Below are 18,040 nucleotides of genomic sequence, written 5' to 3' on the forward strand. Positions count from 1 at the left end.
CGGGCACGGCCTCAGTCTCTGTTCGTCGGCCATAATGCTTAGTACACGTAACGATCTGAAAGGGGCTGCGCTGTGAGCTCAGCGGGACGGCTTTTCACCAGTGAATCGGTAACCGAGGGGCACCCGGACAAGATCTGTGATGCCATCAGCGATTCGATCCTCGATGCGCTGCTCGCACAGGACCCCAAGTCCCGGGTCGCGGTGGAGACGCTGGTGACCACCGGCCAAGTTCACGTCGCCGGCGAGGTCACCACGTCCGCGTACGCCGACATCCCAAAGATCGTGCGCGATCGCGTTCTGGAAATCGGCTACGACTCGTCATCCAAGGGCTTCGACGGGCACTCCTGCGGGGTGAACATCGCCATCGGCGCCCAGTCGCCGGATATCGCTCAGGGTGTGGATACCGCCCATGAGGCCCGCGTCGAGGGCGCGGCGGATCCGCTGGACGCCCAGGGCGCCGGCGACCAGGGGCTGATGTTCGGGTATGCCATCAACGACACCCCGGAGTTGATGCCGCTGCCCATCGCGCTGGCGCACCGCCTCGCGCGCCGACTGACCGAGGTCCGCAAGGGCGGCTTGCTGCCGTACCTGCGTCCTGATGGCAAGACCCAGGTCACCATCGAGTACGACGGCGACAAAGCCGTCCGGCTCGACACGGTGGTGCTCTCGACGCAGCATGCCGCCGATATCGACCTGGACAATCTGCTGACCCCGGATATCCGCGAAAAGGTCGTCAACACCGTCCTGGACGAGCTCGAGCAGGAATCGCTGGATATCTCCGACTACCGGCTGCTGGTCAACCCGACGGGCAAGTTCGTGCTCGGTGGCCCGATGGGTGACGCGGGCCTGACCGGCCGCAAGATCATCGTCGACACCTACGGGGGCTGGGCCCGTCACGGCGGTGGCGCGTTCTCCGGTAAGGATCCGTCGAAGGTTGACCGCTCCGCTGCCTATGCGATGCGCTGGGTGGCCAAGAACGTGGTGGCCGCCGAGCTGGCGGACCGGGTTGAGGTTCAGGTCGCCTACGCGATCGGTAAGGCCGCACCCGTGGGACTGTTCATCGACACCTTCGGCACCAACAAGGTGGACCAGGCCAAGATCGAGAAGGCCATCAACGAGGTGTTCGACCTGCGGCCGGGCGCCATCATCCGTGACCTGGACCTGCTGCGGCCGATTTACGCGCAGACCGCCGCGTACGGCCACTTCGGGCGCACCGATATCGATCTGCCGTGGGAGCGGACCGATCGAGTCGACGCCTTGAAGGCTGCCGTTTAGCTCTTCGTGCGCAAAAACGCCGGGAGTGAGCGCTACTGCTCACACCCGGCGTTTTTGTCGCGTTGGTGCTCAGACCCGGCGATGCCCAGGGGATGCGGTACTGGCCGGTGGCGTTTGTCAGGACATGGCGCGTGATGAGCTATCGGTTTTCACGACAGGTGACGGCTGCACGGTGGCTTACCGGATCGACGGCCCGCCGGCGGCGCCGGTCTTGGTGCTGTCCAATTCGATAGGCACCACCATGGGCATGTGGGATGCTCAGCTCGCGGCGTTGTCCCAGTCCTTTCGGGTACTGCGTTACGACACCCGGGGCCACGGTGCCTCGGGCGCACCGGCCGGGCCCTACTCCCTGGACCGCCTCGGATACGACGTCGTCGAACTGCTCGATGCGCTGGGCCTCGACCGTGTGCACTTCTGCGGTCTGTCCCTGGGCGGATTCATCGGGCAATGGCTGGGCTACCGGCAGCCGAGCAGGATCGATCACTTGATCCTTGCCAACACTGCGGCACATCTGGAACCAAGATCGTTCTGGGACGGGCGTATTGCCGATGTGCTGGCGGCCGGCGATCTGACCGAGATCGCTAATAGCTTCCTGCGCAACTGGTTTCCCGCGAATATGCTCGACCCACTCGATGAGGCAGTCATTCCTTTCCAGGCCGGGCTGCTGGCAATGAATCCGTTCGGGCTGGCCGGCTGCTACGCGGCGGTCCGCGACACGGATCTGCGCGCTACCGGTGCCCTGATCACGAGACCGACCCTTGTTGTCGCGGGGGAATTCGACACGGTGACGACACTTGCTCACGGCGAGTTCATCGCATCCGCCGTCCCCGGGGCCAGGTTGGTGACGTTGCCAGTGGTGCATCTGTCGAACGTCGAGCGACCTCGCGAATTCCTCGAGGCGACACTCGAATTCCTCCCGGGCTAGCTGCCTCCATTGCCGCGCGCGCCAGGCCCGGTGCGAATAAGGTCAATCGATGACGGTGTCTGATGCTCTTCGTGCGAGCGGCTCATCGGTGATCAGGGCCGCGCTCACGCAGGCCACGTGGACCGGCGACAAGGAATCCATGCTCGCCAAGCACGAACGTTTTGTCGCCGAGGCGGCATCCAAGGGTGCTCAGGTGATCTGCTTCCAGGAGTTGTTCTACGGCCCCTATTTCGGCGTCGTGCAGGACAAGAAGTACTACGACTACGCCGAATCCGTGCCCGGTCCCGTCACCGAGCGGTTCGCGGCGCTCGCCAGAGAACACCGCATGGTCATGGTGCTTCCGGTGTACGAGGAGGAGCAGCCGGGCGTCCTCTACAACACCGCGGCAGTCATCGACGCCGATGGCAGTTACCTCGGCAAATATCGCAAGCACCACATACCGCACCTCGATCGGTTCTGGGAGAAGTTCTACTTCCGCCCAGGCAATCTCGGTTACCCGGTGTTCGACACCGTGGTGGGAAGAATCGGCGTCTACATCTGTTACGACCGGCATTTTCCCGAGGGCTGGCGCAATTACGGCCTTGCTGGGGCCGAGTTGGTCTTCAACCCTTCGGCCACCAAACCCGGTCTTTCCAATAGGCTTTGGGAGCTGGAACAACCCGCAGCGGCAGCGGCCAACCAGTATTTCGTCGGGGCCAACAACCGGATAGGCAGCGAGAGCGGCGAATTCGGGGATCAGGCCGTCACGTTCTACGGCAGTTCCTACTTCGTCGACCCGCGCGGCAACTATGTTGGCGAGATCGCCTCCGAGAGTGATGAAGAGATCGTGATTCGAGACCTGGACCTGTCCGTGGTCCGAGAAGTACGGGGTGACTGGCAGTTCTACCGGGATCGCCGGCCAGACACCTACGGCCCGATCGTCGCACCGTAGGAGGCGCGATGGCAACGACATTGATTCGAGGCGGCACCGTGGTAACGGCGACCGGCCGTGGCGACGCGGATGTCCTGGTCGATGGCGAGAAGATCGCGGCGGTTCTGCTGCCGGGCAGCACGGTGCTCGGAGTAGACCTGGCCGGGACCGTCGACACGGTGATCGAGGCAGGCGGCAAGTATGTCATCCCGGGCGGTATCGATGCCCACACCCATATGTCGATGCCCTTCGGCGGGACCACCGCCTCCGATGACTTCGAAACCGGGACCCGGGCGGCCGCCTGGGGCGGCACCACCACCATCATCGACTTCGCGGTGCAGAAATTCGGTGAACGGCTGGAGGATTCACTGCAGACGTGGCACCAGATGGCCGCGGGCCAATGCGCGGTCGATTACTCCTTCCATCAGATCGTGGGCGATGTCAACGACGCATCGTTGACAGCACTGCGTCGCCTGGCCGACGAGGGCATCACCAGCTACAAGATGTTCATGGCGTACCCCGGGGTGTTCTACAGCGATGACGCGCAGATTCTGCGGGCCATGCAGGTCGGCGCCGACACCGGGCTGATGACGATGATGCACGCCGAGAATGGCCCTGCCATAGACGTTCTGGTGGCACAGCTGCTCGCTGCGGGGAAGACCGAACCCTACTACCACGGGATCGCCCGGGCCTGGCAGCTGGAGGAAGAGGCCACACACCGCGCCATCATGCTGTCGAATCTGACGGGTGCGCCGCTGTACGTCGTACACGTCTCGGCGAAACAGGCCGTCGCGCAGCTGGCCGCCGCACGTGACGCTGGCCAGAACGTGTACGGGGAGACCTGCCCTCAATATCTGTACCTGTCCCTGGAGGAAAACCTGGGTGCGCCCGGTTTCGAGGGGGCCAAGTGGGTCTGCTCGACACCGCTGCGCTCCAAACACGAGCACCACCAGGACGAGATGTGGCGCGCGTTGCGCACCAACGACATCCAGATGGTGTCGACCGACCATTGCCCGTTCTGCATGAAGGGACAGAAGGACGTGGGCATCGGTGACTTCTCGAAGATTCCCAACGGGATCGGCTCGATCGAACATCGGATGGACTTGCTATTCCAAGGAGTCGTCGACGGCCGGATCACCGTGGAGCGTTGGGTCGAGATCACCTCGACCACCCCGGCACGGATGTTCGGGCTCTACGGGCGCAAGGGTGTGATCGCCCCGGGTGCCGACGCGGACATCGTTGTCTATAACCCCAACGGGCACACCTCAATCGGGTTGGGCAAGACCCACCACATGAACATGGACCACTCGGCGTGGGAGGGATACGAGATCGACGGGCACGTCGACACCGTGCTCTCCCGCGGAAAGGTGATCGTCGACGGCGACGAGTATCTCGGCAGCAAGGGAGACGGCGCGTTCCTGCGCCGCGACCTGTGTCAATACCTGATCTGACCCGGATCGATAGGGAGGGCCCGCGATGGACTTCGGAGTTGTCCTGCAGTGTGATCCACCGGCGGTACGAACTGTGCAGCTGGCGAAACTCGCGGAGGCCCACGGCTTCAGTCATCTGTGGACCTTCGATTCACACCTGCTGTGGCAGGAGCCCTATGTGCTTTACAGCCAGATTCTGCACGAGACGAGGCGGATTGTCGTGGGGCCCATGGTCACCAATCCGGCAACGCGGGACTGGACCGTCACGGCGTCGTTGTACGCGACCTTGAACGATATGTATGGCAACCGCACGATCTGCGGTATCGGCCGGGGCGATTCGGCGGTGCGGGTGACCGGTGGCGCACCGACGACCCTGGCCACACTGCGCGAATCCATCCATGTCATCAGGGAGCTCGCGAACTCGCGGCCCGTCGAATACCAGGGCGCCACACTGCAGTTCCCGTGGAGCCGGAATTCCGAGCTGGAGGTGTGGGTGGCGGCCTACGGACCCAAAGCCCTGGCTCTGACCGGTGAGTTCGCCGACGGGTTCATCTTGCAGCTTGCCGATATCGATATCGCACGGTGGATGATCGGGGCGGTGCGGGACGCCGCGGTGGCGGCCGGACGTGATCCTGCCGCAGTGCGGATCTGCGTGGCCGCACCCATGTATGTGGGATCGGACTGGGCGCATATGCGCGATCAATGCCGGTGGTTCGGCGGGATGGTGGGCAATCACATCGCCGATATTGTGGCCAGGTATGGCCCCAACGGGCAAGTGCCGCAATCACTTACCGACTACATTGCCGGGCGTGAGGGATATGACTACAACCAGCACGGCCGGGCGGGCAATACCCACGCGGAATTCGTGAGCGACGATATCGTGGATCGCTTCTGTGTGCTCGGCACGGCCGAGGATCACGTCGCCAAGCTGTCAGAGCTCAAGGCGCTCGGGGTGGACCAGTTCGCCGGGTACCTCCAACACGATAACAAGGAAGAGACCCTGCGGGTATACGGGGAAACGGTCATTCCCGCACTGTCGCAACACATCACGGCGAAGAGTCGCTGACGATGGCCGAGAGGCGGCTTGTGCCGGTGACGACATCGGGCAGGTTGAGCAACGAAGACCTGGCGCCGACCACCGTGGCCCAGGCGACCTGGCGCACCTGGGACCTCTTCTGCCTGTGGATGACCTCGGCGCACAGCCTGGGCAGCTACGGCTTCGCCGTGGGCATGCTGGCGTTGGGGCTGACGGGTTGGCAGACCATGCTCGCACTCTTCGTCGGGGTGTTGATGCTCTGGTTCGGGAGCAACCTGATCGGGATAGCCGGCCAGCGGCTGGGGGTGCCCTTCCCGGTTTTCGCGCGCGCCACATTCGGGGTCTTCGGAGCCAACGTGCCGGCATTGCTGCGAGGGCTGGTCGCGATCTTCTGGTACGGGATCCAGACCTACCTGGCGTCGACGGCGGTCATCGTGCTGCTCCTGCGGCTGGATCCGGGGTTGCGGTCGTGGACGGAACCGACCTTCCTGGGCCTACACGCCTTGGGGTGGGCAGCCTTCCTGACCCTGTGGACCGTGCAGCTGCTGATCCTCAATTACGGCATGGAGATCGTGCGCAAGGCGTCCGATGTGGCGGGCCCGGTGGTCTGGATCGGGATGATCGCCCTGGCGATATGGATGCTGGCCAGTGTGGGCTGGAGCATCGATTTCGGTGCCCGCGCCGGTGTCCCGCTGACATCCGGAGCCACGGTGCTGGCATTCACCGGAGTGGCATTCTTGATGGTCGCCTTCATGGCGGGCCCCTTGGTCAACTACGCGGACTTCGCCCGTTTCGCACCGAGCAGGCAGGCGATCCTGCGGGGTAACGCGTTGGGTATTCCGTTCAACGAGACCGCCTTCGTGGTGATCTCGATCGTCATTTCGCTTGCCGCGCTGAAGAAGTACGGCAGCGCGATGATCGACCCGGTGAAGCTGGTCGCGGATATCGATTCGGATGCCCTCGTGATCGTCGCTGCGATCTTCTTCGCGATCGCGACCGTGGGCATCAACGTGGTGCTCAATTTCGTCTCACCCTCCTACGACATCTCCAATGTCGCCCCGAAATACATCTCATTTCGCACGGGGGGCATCATCACCGCGGTCCTGTCGATCGCGGTGTTGCCCTGGAAAATCTGGGGGAACGAGGCCGCCATCGTGTACTTCCTCGGCGGGGTGGGCGCCTTGATGGGACCGGTGTTCGGGATCCTTGTCGTGGACTACTACCTGCTGCGCGGCCAGCGCACGAACACCGCCGACCTGTACTCGGAATCCACCGCCGGTGCCTATTTCTACACCCGCGGGTTCAACCCGGCGGCACTGATCGCGTTGGGTGTTTCTGGTGCGGCGGCGATCGCCATCGCGCTGGTGCCCTCGTCACAGAGCCTGACCGCAGTTTCCTGGCCGGTCGGCGCGCTGCTGGGAGGCGCGCTCATGTACGCGCTGAGTCTGCGCCCGCGTCGGACTAGCCGTGCAGCGCCTTCTTGAGCGCGGCCAGTGACCTGTCGCGCTCCTCGGTGGCCGCGGGCACGATATCGGCGTAGCCGAGGTAGCCGTGGATCATCGTCGGGGCGTTGTGAAACTCGACCGGCACGCCGGCGCCGCCCAGCAGTTCGGCGTACTTGGCGCCGTCATCGCGGAGCGGATCGAACTGTGCCGTACCGATGAACGCCGGCGCCAAACCTTCGAAGCTCTCGGCCCGGGCCGGGACCAGTGTCGGGCCCGCGGTGGCGGGATTGGTGTCCCCGAGATACCACTTGCTCAGCCCCGCGACGGTCTTGAAGTCCAGGACGGGCGCCTCGGCGTTCTCGATCATTGACGGCAGCGTCGTGTCGAAGGTGGTGGCCGGGTACCACAGCACCTGGAAGACCAATGGAATGTCGTTATCGCGTGCCAGCTGCGCCATCACCGCCGACAGATTTCCGCCGGCCGAATCGCCGCCCACAGCAAGGCGGTCCGGGTCGCCACCGATCTCGGCGGCATGCGCGTGCACCCACTGCAGTGCAGCCCAGCAGTCTTCGACCGCGGCCGGGTACGGGTGCTCCGGCGCCAGCCGGTAGTCCACTGACACCACCACGGCATCGGCCTGCACTGCTGCGGCGCGGGCAACTGCATCATGGGTGTCCAGGTCGCCGATAACCCAGCCGCCGCCGTGGATCAACATGAAGACGGGACGCACGCCGCCCTCAGCCGGTGAATAGATGCGTACCGGTATCTCGCCCGCAGGGCCGGGGATCGTACGGTCTTCGATCTTGGCCACTTCGATCCACGGCGGGCGTGCCGTGGCGACGGCCCGATACGCGTCTCTGGACGCCTGCGGACCGTCCGGCGAAACAAGTTGAATCGGAACAGCTTTCAGAATCTTGAGGATAATCGGATCGATGCTCGGTTCGGTGTGCGATGAGCCGCTTGCGTGAAGAGCGACAGAATCGGTCATGGCCTTACCCTAGCGGCACCCTCAGCGACGTCGGGTGCGTCTGCTAGAACCACCAGGTGACTGCGACGCGGGTAGTGGCCGAGCATGAGCCCGTTGCTCGGGTGCTGCCGTTGCTCACCGTGCCGCATCTAGACCGCGAGTTCGACTATCTGGTGTCGGCGGAGCAGTCCGATGATGCCCAGCCGGGGGTTCGGGTGCGGATCCGGTTCCACGGCAGGCTGGTGGACGCAATCCTGCTCGAACGCCGTTCCGAAAGCGACCATCCCGGGAAGCTCGGTTGGCTGGACCGTGTCGTGTCTCCGACTCGAGTGCTGACGCCGGATGTGCGCAGGCTGGTGGATGCGGTGGCGGCCCGCTACGCCGGAACCCGTGCAGACGTGCTGCGGCTGGCCCTGCCGCCCCGCCACGCGCGGGCAGAGCGGGAAACCCGCCCGGCGGCCGATGATTTCGTGGCACCGGCAATCGACGGTTCGGGTTGGGCCCGGTATCAGCGCGGCGAGCGATTCCTCGAGGCGCTGTCGCAGGACCGGGCCGCGCGTGCGGTGTGGCAGGCGCTGCCCGGGGAGGCCTGGACAACCCGCCTGGCCGAGGCCGCGGTGGCGGCGGCGGGCACCGGCAGGGGAGTCCTAGCGGTTGTTCCGGACCAGCGCGATATCGATGCGCTGGCCGCCGAGTGCGTGGAACACATTGGTCCACAACGCGTCATTGCTCTCTCGGCGGAACTGGGCCCTGCCGAGCGGTACCGGCGCTGGCTGGCCATTCTGCGCGGTGACGCGACCGTGGTGATCGGGACCAGGGCCGCGGTGTTCGCGCCGGTGGCCAACCTGGGCCTGGTGATGGTGTGGGACGACGGCGATGACAACCTCTCCGAACCGCGCTCTCCGTATCCGCATGCCCGCGATGTGGCCATGCTGCGTGCGCACCAGCTGCGATGCGCTGCGGTGATCGGTGGATATGCGCGTACCGCCGAGTCTCAGGCGCTCGTCGAGAGCGGCTGGGCACATGACCTGGTTGCTGCCCGTCCGGTGGTGCGGAAGGCCGCCGCCCGCATCAGTGCTCTCGACGACAGCGGGTACGCGCAGGAACGCGATCCCGCGGCGCGGTCGGCACGCCTCCCCACGATCGCGCTGAACGCGGCTCGAGAGGCGCTGAAACGCGGACACTCGGTGCTCGTGCAGGTGCCGCGCCGGGGATACGTGCCGGCATTGGCGTGCACGAAATGCCGGACGGTCGCGCGGTGCCGCCACTGCACCGGCCCACTGGCACTGGACGGCCCAAGTGACACCTCGAGCCCCAGCTGTCGTTGGTGTGGGCGGGTCGATGCCGACCTGCGATGCGGTCGCTGCGGCGCGACCGCGGTGCGTGCCGTGGTGGTGGGCGCCCGCCGGACGGCCGAGGAGCTGGGCAGGGCGCTACCCGGAGTTCCGGTGGTGACGTCCGGCGGCGGCGAGGTGCATGCCATGGTCGCTGGACCGCCGACCCTGGTGGTGTGCACGCCGGGGGCAGAACCCTTGACACCCAACGGGTATGGTGCCGCGTTACTTCTGGACGCCTGGGCATTGCTAGGCCGCCAGGACCTACGCGCCACAGAAGACACCCTGCGGCGATGGATGGCCGCAGCCGCCCTGGTGCGCGGGCGTGAGGAAGGTGGAACGGTGGTTGTCGTCGCCGACGCCGCCCTGCCCACGGTGCAGGCACTCATCCGCTGGGATCCGGTGGGACACGCCGCCGCCGAACTGGCGGCACGCGCCGAGGTGGGGCTGCCGCCGCAGGTGCACATCGCGGCCATCGACGGACTCGCCGAAGGGGTCGCCGCCCTCGTCGATTCCGCTGATCTCCCGGAGGGTGCGGAGCTACTGGGGCCGGTCGATCTGCCGGTCGGGGCACGTCGCCCGGCGGGGATATCCGAGGGTGCGGAGGTGGTGCGCATGCTCGTCCGGGTCGAACGTGCCGCGGGGCTGGAGATGGCCGCGGCTTTGCGCCGCGGGGTGGCGACGCTGAGCGCCCGGCGCGAAACCGAACCCGTCAGAGTTCAGATCGATCCGCTACACGTGGGCTGATCTGGCGAATTTCAACCATTTGCGGCGGCGAGACGCGGCGCGTTGGTAACTCCCGTCGCGAATGTCTCCACGATGTAGCCGACGAGCTCATCGCGGGTCATGTGGCGGGTGCTGGTCCACCAATTGATCACCATCAGAATTCCGCCGGTCGCCAGTCGTGACCAGATGGGTGCGATGCACGTCATCTGCTCCGCCGGGAAGATGGCGCGCAGGTGTTCTTCGGTTACCTCGGCGATCAGGTCAAATATGCCGTGATCGAGGCGCTCCTTGGCCGTCAGGTCACGGTCCAGAGCGATGTAGAGCTCGGGCTCCGCAGTGATCCAATCGATCACCAAGTTGGCGAATGCGCGGAGCTGATTGCGGGTTTTGCCGACCATGCCCTCTTGCCAGGACCTGGTGATCACACGGTCGGCGTGGCGCCGGCTCAATGCGCGAAGCAGGTCGGCCTTGGTGGGAAATATCGCGTAGCACGCGGATCGGGCGAACCCGGCCTCCCGCGCCACTTCGGCGATGGAGACGGCGCCCCCACTCTTGCGAATCGCACGTTCGGCGGCGTCGAGCAGTTCCTCTGTGCGCAGTCTGCGATCGTAGGGCGCGCCACTCGGCCGGCCTCGTCCTCTGGTAGCCATCGAAATCATGCTATCGGATGTATCCAGACTGCTTGGCGCTATCCTCGGCGAAGCTCGGCACGCGACTGACCGCCCTCAGGTCCAGCCGGGATTCGATGCGGACGACGCACCTTTCATAGACTGACGCGGTGCGCATAGTGTTCGCCGGTACTCCGGCCCCGGCGTTGCCGTCGCTGCGAAGGCTGTTGGCCTCCCGTCATGAGGTGGTCGCGGTGTTGACGCGGCCCGACGCGCGTGCGGGGAGAGGACGAGCGTCGGCGGCCTCGCCGGTCGCAGAGCTGGCGCGCGAACACGGGCTGCCGGTGCTCGCGCCATCGCGCCCCAATGACCCTGAATTCATCGGTGAGCTCGCCGAGCTCGATCCCGAGTGCTGCGCCGTGGTCGCCTATGGCGCCTTGCTGAAACCTGAGTTGCTCGCGGTGCCCAGGCACGGTTGGGTGAATCTGCACTTCTCGCTTCTTCCGGCGTGGCGCGGTGCGGCGCCCGTACAGGCGGCCATCGCGGCCGGAGATGAGATCACGGGTGCTACCACGTTTCTCATCGAGCCCGCATTGGACAGTGGCCCCGTCTACGGGGTGGTTACCGAACGAATCCGCGCCGCCGACACCGCCGGTGCGCTGTTGGGCAGGCTCGCCGAATCCGGTGCGGGTCTCCTCGAATCGACGATGGACGGGATTGGGGACGGGGCATTGGTGGCGGTTCCGCAGGTGGCCGACGGAGTGAGCAGCGCGTCGAAGATCACCGTCGAGCAGGCGCGTATCCGCTGGGAGCTTCCCTCCCATGCGATCGACCGCCATGTTCGGGCCATGACCCCCGAACCCGGCGCCTGGACAACCATTGGGGAGACTCGAGTGAAGGTTGGACCGATCCGCATGGATATTGACGAGCACAGTGAGCATCTGGATCCGGGCGCTGTCGTGGTGCGCAAGCGCGACGTGTTGGTCGGCACCGGTACCACGGCCGTAGCCCTCAACGAGGTGCAGCCTCAAGGAAAGAAGCTGATGAATGCGGTGGATTGGGCTCGCGGGGCCCGACTCGACGCGGAGGTTCGCGCGCTGTGAGCACACGCCCGCCGCGCCGACGGCCCGACCAGGATTCACGCCCGAGTGAGCGCACCCGCCAGCGGCTCGACCCAGCACGTCAGGCCGCGCTCGACGTGCTGCGCGCGGTGGCGCGTGACGACGCGTACGCCAATCTGGCGCTGCCCGCGCTGTTGCGTGAGCGCGGCATCACCGGTCGCGACGCAGCCTTCGCCACCGAGCTCACCTACGGAACATGCAGGGCCAGTGGCCTTCTCGATGCGGTGATCGCATCGGCCGCGGGACGCTCGATGGACCAGGTGGATGAGGGACTACGTGATCCGTTGCGGCTGGGCGCCTATCAGCTGCTGCGGACTCGCGTCGAACCCCACGCCGCGCTCTCGACCACCGTGGACGCCGTAGCCGTCGAATTCGAGGCGGGCAGAGCCGGTTTCGTCAATGCGGTACTGCGGACGATCTCGCGTCGCGATGAGCGGGAATGGGTGGACGAGTTGGCCCCGCCGGAGTCGGACCGTATCGGACGGCTCGCCTTCGCGACCGCACACCCCCGGTGGATCGCTCAAGCGTTCTCCGATGCGCTCGGCCCGGCGAGTTCGGAGCTCGGCGAGGTGCTCGCCAGCGACGATGAGCGCCCGGTCGTTCACCTCGCTGCACGTCCGGGCCATATCGACGCGTTAACACTGGCCGACGAGGTGGGTGGCACCGTTGGCCGCTACTCGCCCTATGCGGTGTACCTGCCCGGTGGAAACCCGGGCCGGCTGGAGTCCGTGCGCGACGGCCTGGCACAGGTGCAGGACGAAGGCAGCCAGCTGGTCGCGCGTGCGACCGCACTGGCTCCACTGGAAGGCGCCGACACGCAATGGCTCGACCTGTGCGCGGGGCCGGGCGGCAAGACCGCGCTGCTGGGCGCGCTGGCCGCGGAGCATGGTGCCCAGGTGACCGCAATCGAGATCGCCCCGCATCGCGCCGCGTTGGTGGCCACTGCCACGAAATCCTTGCCGGTGACGGTGCTCACCGTGGATGGGCGGGAGAGCGGGTTGCCTGCCGCGTCCTTCGACCGAGTACTGGTGGACGCGCCGTGCACCGGCCTGGGCGCGTTGCGCCGCCGCCCCGAGGCGCGCTGGCGTCGTCAACCGGGGGATATCCCGGAGCTGGTCAAGCTGCAACGCGAATTACTTTTCAGCGCAATCGAATTGACTCGACCAGGTGGCATTATCGTGTACAGCACCTGTTCGCCGCACCTGGCGGAGACAGTGGGCGTGGTATCGGATGCGGTGCGGCGTCACCCGGTGACCGCCGAAGACGCCCGTGCGGTGTTCCCCGGTGTGGACGGGCTCGGGGGCTCCGACGCGGTGCAGCTGTGGCCGCACCGACATGGCACCGATGCCATGTTCACCGCCCTGCTGCGCAAACACGCATGAAGCGGCACATAAGCTGAGAGCTGTGTCTGACTCTCTCCGCGCTCCCATGATCGCCCCGTCGATCCTGTCCGCCGATTTCGCACGTCTCGCCGACGAGATGGCGGCAGTGACGGGAGCCGACTGGCTACACGTGGACGTGATGGATGGGCATTTCGTGCCGAACCTGACGCTGGGGCTGCCCGTTGTCGACAGCCTGCTGGCGGCAACCGATATCCCCATCGACTGCCATCTGATGATCGATAACCCGGATCGTTGGGCACCGGGATATGCCGAGGCCGGTGCGTACAACGTGACGTTCCACGCCGAGGCCACGGACAATCCCGTCGCCGTCGCCCGCGATATCCGCGCCGCGGGCGCCAAGGCCGGCCTCAGCATAAAACCGGGTACGCCTTTGGACCCATATCTAGAGGTGCTCAAGGACTTTGACACGCTGCTGGTGATGTCGGTCGAACCCGGATTCGGCGGGCAATCCTTCATCGCAGGCGTGCTGGACAAGGTGCGTGCGGTGCGTAAGCTCGTTGATTCGGGTGAGCTCACCGTGCTCGTGGAGATCGACGGCGGCATCAACGCCGATACCATCGAGCAAGCCGCCGAGGCAGGTGTCGACTGTTTCGTCGCGGGTTCGGCGGTCTACGGTGCGCAGGACCCCGAAGCGGCGGTGCGGGCTCTGCGTGAGCAAGCCGCCAGGGCAGCAGCACATTCGGCTCGCTGATATGACCGATCCGATCGGTCTCGACGCCGCCATGGATCTCGCGATCCGGGCCGCCGAAGAGGTCAAGGGCAGCACGTACCCGAATCCGCCTGTTGGCGCGGTGATCCTGGATGGGGCGGGGGCAGTTGTTGGCGTGGGCGGGACGCGGCCGCCCGGGCAGGAGCATGCCGAGGTGGTGGCACTGGCCCGGGCCGGCGACGCCGCGGCGGGCGGTACCGCCGTCGTGACCCTGGAACCGTGCAATCATCAGGGGCGAACCGGGCCATGTGTGGATGCGCTTGTCGTGGCGGGTATTTCACGTGTTGTCTACGCCGTCGCCGACCCTAATCCGCAAGCATCCGGTGGAGCCGAGCACCTGCGCACGTTGGGTGTCGAGGTCCTCGACGGTGTCGGCGCCGACCGTGTCGCCGTGGGACCGCTACGGGAATGGCTGCACAAACAGCGCACCGGGCGTCCCCACGTCACGTGGAAGTACGGTGCCAGTGTCGACGGCCGAAGCGCCGCCAACGACGGCACCAGCCAATGGATCACCAGCGAGCAGTCGCGGGCCGATGTGCATCGGAGGAGGGCGTTCGCCGATGCCGTTCTGGTGGGCACCGGCACGGTATTCGCGGACGACCCGCAGCTCACCGCACGCACCCCCGATAACGTGCTACTTCCGCATCAGCCGCTGCGGGTCGTCGTCGGCATGCGTGAGGTCTCCTCGGACGCAAAGGTTTTGAACGACGACTCGCACACCATGGTGATCCGGACCCACGACCCGGCCGAGGTGCTTGCGGCACTGGGGGATCGCACCGACATCATCCTGGAAGGCGGGCCGACATTGGCCGGGGCCTTCCTGCGTGCCGGCCTGGTGGACCGGATCTTGGCCTATCTTGCGCCGATGCTGTTGGGCGGCAACGTCCCCGCCGTCGGGGATATCGGCGTCACCACCCTGTCACGCGCGCTGCGCTGGGAGTACGACGATATCGAGCGGATGGGGCCCGATGTGCTACTCAGCCTCGTTCCCCGACTTACGATGTGAACCAACGAATATCGCGATCACCGCGCCCAATAGACAGATGATTGCCGTGGCCCGGAACATCTCGCTGTACTCGAGGCTGTAGGCCTGGACGAACCTATCGGCGAGCCGTTGCACATCAAGGAGGCTCGGCTTTTCGGGCTTGGGTTCCTTGGCGGTCAGCTCGTCGAAGATCTGGTAGAAGCGGTGAATACCCCAGCCGCCGAGGGCCGCCATCCCGATCAGCATGCCTGTCATCCGTGCCACCACCACGAGCGCCGACGCGATGCCGTGCTGTGCGGCCGGCACCACGCGTAGCGCAGCCGAGGACAGCGGGCCAATTACCAGGCCAAGGCCGATACCGGCGACAGCCAGGTCCACATCCAGCCGGGGCAACGTGATGAATCCGAAATTGTGCACGGCTGCCAACACGTCCACTGGCCAGCCGGATATCAAGTGGTACCCGAACGCGGCGATCAGCAGGCCGCCAACTGCGATGATCCTGTCGCCGAACCGGGTCGCGAGCCAGCCGCCGACGATCGCACCGATCGGCAGCGCGACCAGGAACCGTGACAGCAGGAACACGGCATCGGCCTTGTTCATCCCCAGCACACCCTGGCCCAGCAGCTCGACGTTGACCAGCGTCACCATGAGGGCTGCGCCGGCGGCCAGGGAAGCAGCCAGTGCCGCTAGGAACGGGCCGATGCGAACCCCTTCGGGGCTGATCAGCCGGGTCTTGGCGCGCCATTCCCACAGGATGAAGGCGAGGAACGCGACCGCGGATGCTGTGAGTACCGGCAGGGCCCATGTGGGTAGCGCGGACACCTTGGGGTCCGGGCTGTAGAGGCCTACTACCAGCAGGCCCAACGCGATGGCCAGTAGTGCGCCGCCGACGATGTCCACCTTTGGACGGTTCGGATCCTGCTGGTGTGCGGGGACGCTGAACTGGACTAGCACGATGGCGATGATCGCCAGCGGCACATTGACCCAGAAGATGCTGGTCCACGTGCCGAACAGCCATACACACAACACGCCGTATAGCGGCCCCAGGACGCTGCCGAGTTCTTGGGCGGCACCGATCCCGCCGAGGACCGTCGCACGATCGCGTTTGGCCCACAGATCGGCACCCAGAGCCAGGGTGACCGGCAACAGGGCGCCGCTCGCCACACCCTGGATGACCCGGCCCGCGACCAGCATCGTGAGATCGGTGGACATCGCGGTGACGACAGAACCGATCGCGAAACCTGTGAGAGCCACTTGCAGGATCAGGCGGCGGCCGAATCGGTCGGAGGCCTGACCCAGCAGCGGCATCGCGGCGATATAGCCCAGGAGGTACCCGGTAACGATGGGAGTGACCTGCTGGACGTTGTTCAGCGCGATGCCGACACTGGTCATGATGTCGGTGATGACGCTGACCACGACATAGGTGTCGAGGGCACCCAACAGCACCGCCAGGCCTCCGGCGCCGATCGCGATGCTGCGATGCCGCAGCGGGAGGCTGGTGTCCTGGGTAGTGGTGGTCACGAGGCCGGCTTGTCGACCGTGACCGGCTTGCCCCAGTCGGACAACGACATCTCAATGGTGTTGCCCGGGGACGTGTCGACGCTGATCTTGGTCAGTGTGTGATTGCCGTCCTTCTGGATCCACGCCTTGCCCGGGATGTCGGAGGTGAGCTTGGAGCCGGCGAAGGTGTTGATGGCGTCCTTACCCACCGTCCCGGTCACGAGAACCGAATCGACACCGTCGACGGTCTCGGTCTTCTCAGACTTGGCGCCGGTGAAGTTCGACAGCAGGTTGGCCAACCCCTTGTTGGGATCCAGGATGATCCCGACGTCGTACACCTCCTTAACGGGTCCCATGCTCGTGTAGGCGCTGGTGAGTTGTGCGAACAACTCGCCGTCGACCACGACGAAAGGCAGCTCCAGTCCGCCGGTCTTGGCGGTGCCCTTGGCGGCCACTGCCGGTGTGGTGGTCAGATCGCCGGTGAGTTCGGAGAGCTTGAGGGTTGGCTTGTCGCCGGTGACCTTGAGCACGAGGTGTGTGCTCGTCTGTGTCTTGGTGGTGGCTGCTGACTCACTAAGGAGTGTGGCGGCCTCGGGCAAATTGACGTCGGCCTTCTCGGTCTTGGAGCAGCCGGCAAGGGCGATGGCGGCGATGGCGACGGGGATAAGGGCGAGGCGGATGCGGTTGCGCATGCGTCCGATCGTAGAGGCTGAGCGCTACCCCTGGGAGGCTCGCGACACGTCGACGTTGCTGGTGATGAAATTGACACCCCAGCAATCCGGCGCCATGCTCGTTTGCAGGGCGGGATTGTCAACCGAGGGCTGGTTGTTGTGAAAAACGTGAGCAGAGCTCTGGCATGTGGTGTGTCCGCGGTCGCCGCGGCTGCTGGCATTCTTGTTGCTTTACCTGCGCTTTCGGCCGCCGATCCAGCTGCTGAAACTCCTCCCAAGATTGTCGCTTTCCCGGGCATGTCGATTGTCCAGGGGGACAGCCGTTGCACCCTCGGCTACGTCGATCCGGCATCCCGAATTGGCCTGACCGCGGGCCATTGCAATGCGACCGGTGCTGTCACCGACCTCGGCGGGAACCGTATCGGTGAGGTGCTGTTGATGAGCCGTAACCTGCCAACCGGCGGGGCCATCGGCCCCGGTGATGTGGTGTCGGACTACGAGGGCATCTCGTTTGCACCCGGAGTGGCGCTGAGCAGCATCTTGCCCAATGGGGTTGCGCTGCGGATGGCGCAGAACGCCGGGCCGGAGCCGGGGCTCCCGGTATGTCTGATGGGATCGGTGTCCGGCGAGACGTGTGGCAAGGTCGACTCGATCAACAACGGTTGGTTCACCATGACGGATGTCGGTGGGCAACACGGTGATTCGGGCGGTCCGGTGTACACCGTCACTCAGCCCGGCCAGGCGCTGCTGGTGGGTATCTACTCGCTGCGATGGGGCGGAAAGCCTGCGGCGATGTCTTGGTCGGCGATCTCGGCTCAGATGCAATCGCAGTTGGTACCCGAGATTCCGGCCGCCGGACCAGGTAATGGCGGTCCTGAGCTGCCTGCCGTGCCTGTCGCGTCGGCGGCTCCCGCGGCGTCCTAGGCTTCCTCGGCTCATTTTCGCATTCGCATAGAGCGCGTTGCGCTTTCCATTCTGGTACTGTGGCGCCGTTC

General features: G+C 65.6%; 16 protein-coding genes. 12 read left to right on the forward strand and 4 right to left on the reverse strand.

Features of this window, described 5'->3' with window-relative positions:
- Nucleotides 1-72 precede the first annotated feature (72 nt).
- From metK to AB0H22_RS20205, 6 genes are all read left to right on the forward strand, one after another.
- Nucleotides 73-1,275: a methionine adenosyltransferase gene (gene metK / locus AB0H22_RS20180; protein ID WP_358148463.1), complete on the forward strand. Its 1,203-nt coding sequence runs from the start codon at nt 73-75 to the stop codon at nt 1,273-1,275.
- Between the two features lie 124 nt (nt 1,276-1,399).
- Entirely contained in the window at nt 1,400-2,200 is an 801-nt protein-coding gene (locus AB0H22_RS20185; protein WP_358148465.1) for an alpha/beta fold hydrolase, read from the forward strand.
- 88 nt (nt 2,201-2,288) lie between these two features.
- Nucleotides 2,289-3,131 (forward strand): nitrilase-related carbon-nitrogen hydrolase, encoded by an 843-nt coding sequence (locus AB0H22_RS20190; protein ID WP_358148776.1) that lies wholly within the window; start codon nt 2,289-2,291, stop codon nt 3,129-3,131.
- Between the two features lie 8 nt (nt 3,132-3,139).
- Nucleotides 3,140-4,561: a dihydropyrimidinase gene (gene hydA / locus AB0H22_RS20195; RefSeq protein ID WP_180749845.1), complete on the forward strand. Its 1,422-nt coding sequence runs from the start codon at nt 3,140-3,142 to the stop codon at nt 4,559-4,561.
- A gap of 25 nt (nt 4,562-4,586) precedes the next feature.
- Nucleotides 4,587-5,606, forward strand: coding sequence for a TIGR03842 family LLM class F420-dependent oxidoreductase (locus AB0H22_RS20200; protein WP_180749846.1), 1,020 nt, complete (start codon nt 4,587-4,589; stop codon nt 5,604-5,606).
- Nucleotides 5,607-5,608: 2 nt separating this feature from the next.
- The gene (locus AB0H22_RS20205; RefSeq protein ID WP_358148467.1) at nt 5,609-7,060 is read left to right on the forward strand and encodes an NCS1 family nucleobase:cation symporter-1; all 1,452 of its coding nucleotides are present in this window, start codon (nt 5,609-5,611) and stop codon (nt 7,058-7,060) included.
- Here AB0H22_RS20205 and AB0H22_RS20210 read toward each other — a convergent pair.
- Entirely contained in the window at nt 7,038-8,009 is a 972-nt protein-coding gene (locus tag AB0H22_RS20210) for an alpha/beta hydrolase (RefSeq protein ID WP_358148469.1), read from the reverse strand. The two genes, AB0H22_RS20205 and AB0H22_RS20210, sit on opposite strands and share 23 nt — an antisense overlap.
- A 56-nt stretch (nt 8,010-8,065) precedes the next feature.
- Here AB0H22_RS20210 and AB0H22_RS20215 point away from each other — a divergent pair, with 56 nt between their 5' ends.
- Nucleotides 8,066-10,069 (forward strand): primosomal protein N', encoded by a 2,004-nt coding sequence (locus tag AB0H22_RS20215; protein WP_358148471.1) that lies wholly within the window; start codon nt 8,066-8,068, stop codon nt 10,067-10,069.
- Nucleotides 10,070-10,080: 11 nt separating this feature from the next.
- Here the strand turns inward: AB0H22_RS20215 and AB0H22_RS20220 are convergent, their stop codons facing one another.
- Nucleotides 10,081-10,647: a TetR/AcrR family transcriptional regulator gene (locus tag AB0H22_RS20220; RefSeq protein ID WP_180750324.1), complete on the reverse strand. Its 567-nt coding sequence runs from the start codon at nt 10,645-10,647 to the stop codon at nt 10,081-10,083.
- 179 nt (nt 10,648-10,826) lie between these two features.
- On the opposite strand from AB0H22_RS20220, the gene fmt reads away from it, so the two are divergent.
- Genes fmt through ribD form a run of 4 tightly spaced genes read left to right on the forward strand, consistent with a single transcriptional unit; the run spans nt 10,827 to nt 14,895 of the window.
- Nucleotides 10,827-11,759: a methionyl-tRNA formyltransferase gene (gene fmt, locus AB0H22_RS20225; protein ID WP_358148474.1), complete on the forward strand. Its 933-nt coding sequence runs from the start codon at nt 10,827-10,829 to the stop codon at nt 11,757-11,759.
- Nucleotides 11,756-13,159: a transcription antitermination factor NusB gene (locus AB0H22_RS20230; RefSeq protein ID WP_180749851.1), complete on the forward strand. Its 1,404-nt coding sequence runs from the start codon at nt 11,756-11,758 to the stop codon at nt 13,157-13,159. The genes fmt and AB0H22_RS20230 overlap by 4 nt, the downstream gene beginning before the upstream one ends.
- A 46-nt stretch (nt 13,160-13,205) precedes the next feature.
- Nucleotides 13,206-13,871, forward strand: coding sequence for a ribulose-phosphate 3-epimerase (rpe, locus tag AB0H22_RS20235; RefSeq protein ID WP_180750325.1), 666 nt, complete (start codon nt 13,206-13,208; stop codon nt 13,869-13,871).
- A gap of 1 nt (nt 13,872) precedes the next feature.
- Nucleotides 13,873-14,895: a bifunctional diaminohydroxyphosphoribosylaminopyrimidine deaminase/5-amino-6-(5-phosphoribosylamino)uracil reductase RibD gene (ribD, locus tag AB0H22_RS20240; RefSeq protein WP_358148477.1), complete on the forward strand. Its 1,023-nt coding sequence runs from the start codon at nt 13,873-13,875 to the stop codon at nt 14,893-14,895.
- Here the strand turns inward: ribD and AB0H22_RS20245 are convergent.
- Together AB0H22_RS20245 and AB0H22_RS20250 are read right to left on the reverse strand one after the other, a co-directional pair.
- Complete coding sequence (locus AB0H22_RS20245; protein WP_358148479.1) at nt 14,863-16,395, reverse strand: MFS transporter; 1,533 nt, start codon at nt 16,393-16,395, stop codon at nt 14,863-14,865. The genes ribD and AB0H22_RS20245 overlap by 33 nt on opposite strands.
- Nucleotides 16,392-17,066 (reverse strand): LppX_LprAFG lipoprotein, encoded by a 675-nt coding sequence (locus tag AB0H22_RS20250; protein WP_180749853.1) that lies wholly within the window; start codon nt 17,064-17,066, stop codon nt 16,392-16,394. The genes AB0H22_RS20245 and AB0H22_RS20250 overlap by 4 nt, the downstream gene beginning before the upstream one ends.
- A 171-nt stretch (nt 17,067-17,237) precedes the next feature.
- Between AB0H22_RS20250 and AB0H22_RS20255 the strand changes: the two genes are divergently transcribed.
- Nucleotides 17,238-17,969 carry a hypothetical protein gene (locus AB0H22_RS20255; protein ID WP_180750327.1) on the forward strand — a complete coding sequence of 244 codons (732 nt, stop codon included), beginning with the start codon at nt 17,238-17,240 and terminating at the stop codon, nt 17,967-17,969.
- The last annotated feature ends 71 nt before the right edge of the window (nt 17,970-18,040 follow it).

Origin of the sequence: Mycobacterium sp. NPDC050853 (assembly GCF_040653875.1) — a bacterium.
Taxonomy (GTDB): Bacteria; Actinomycetota; Actinomycetes; order Mycobacteriales; family Mycobacteriaceae; genus Mycobacterium.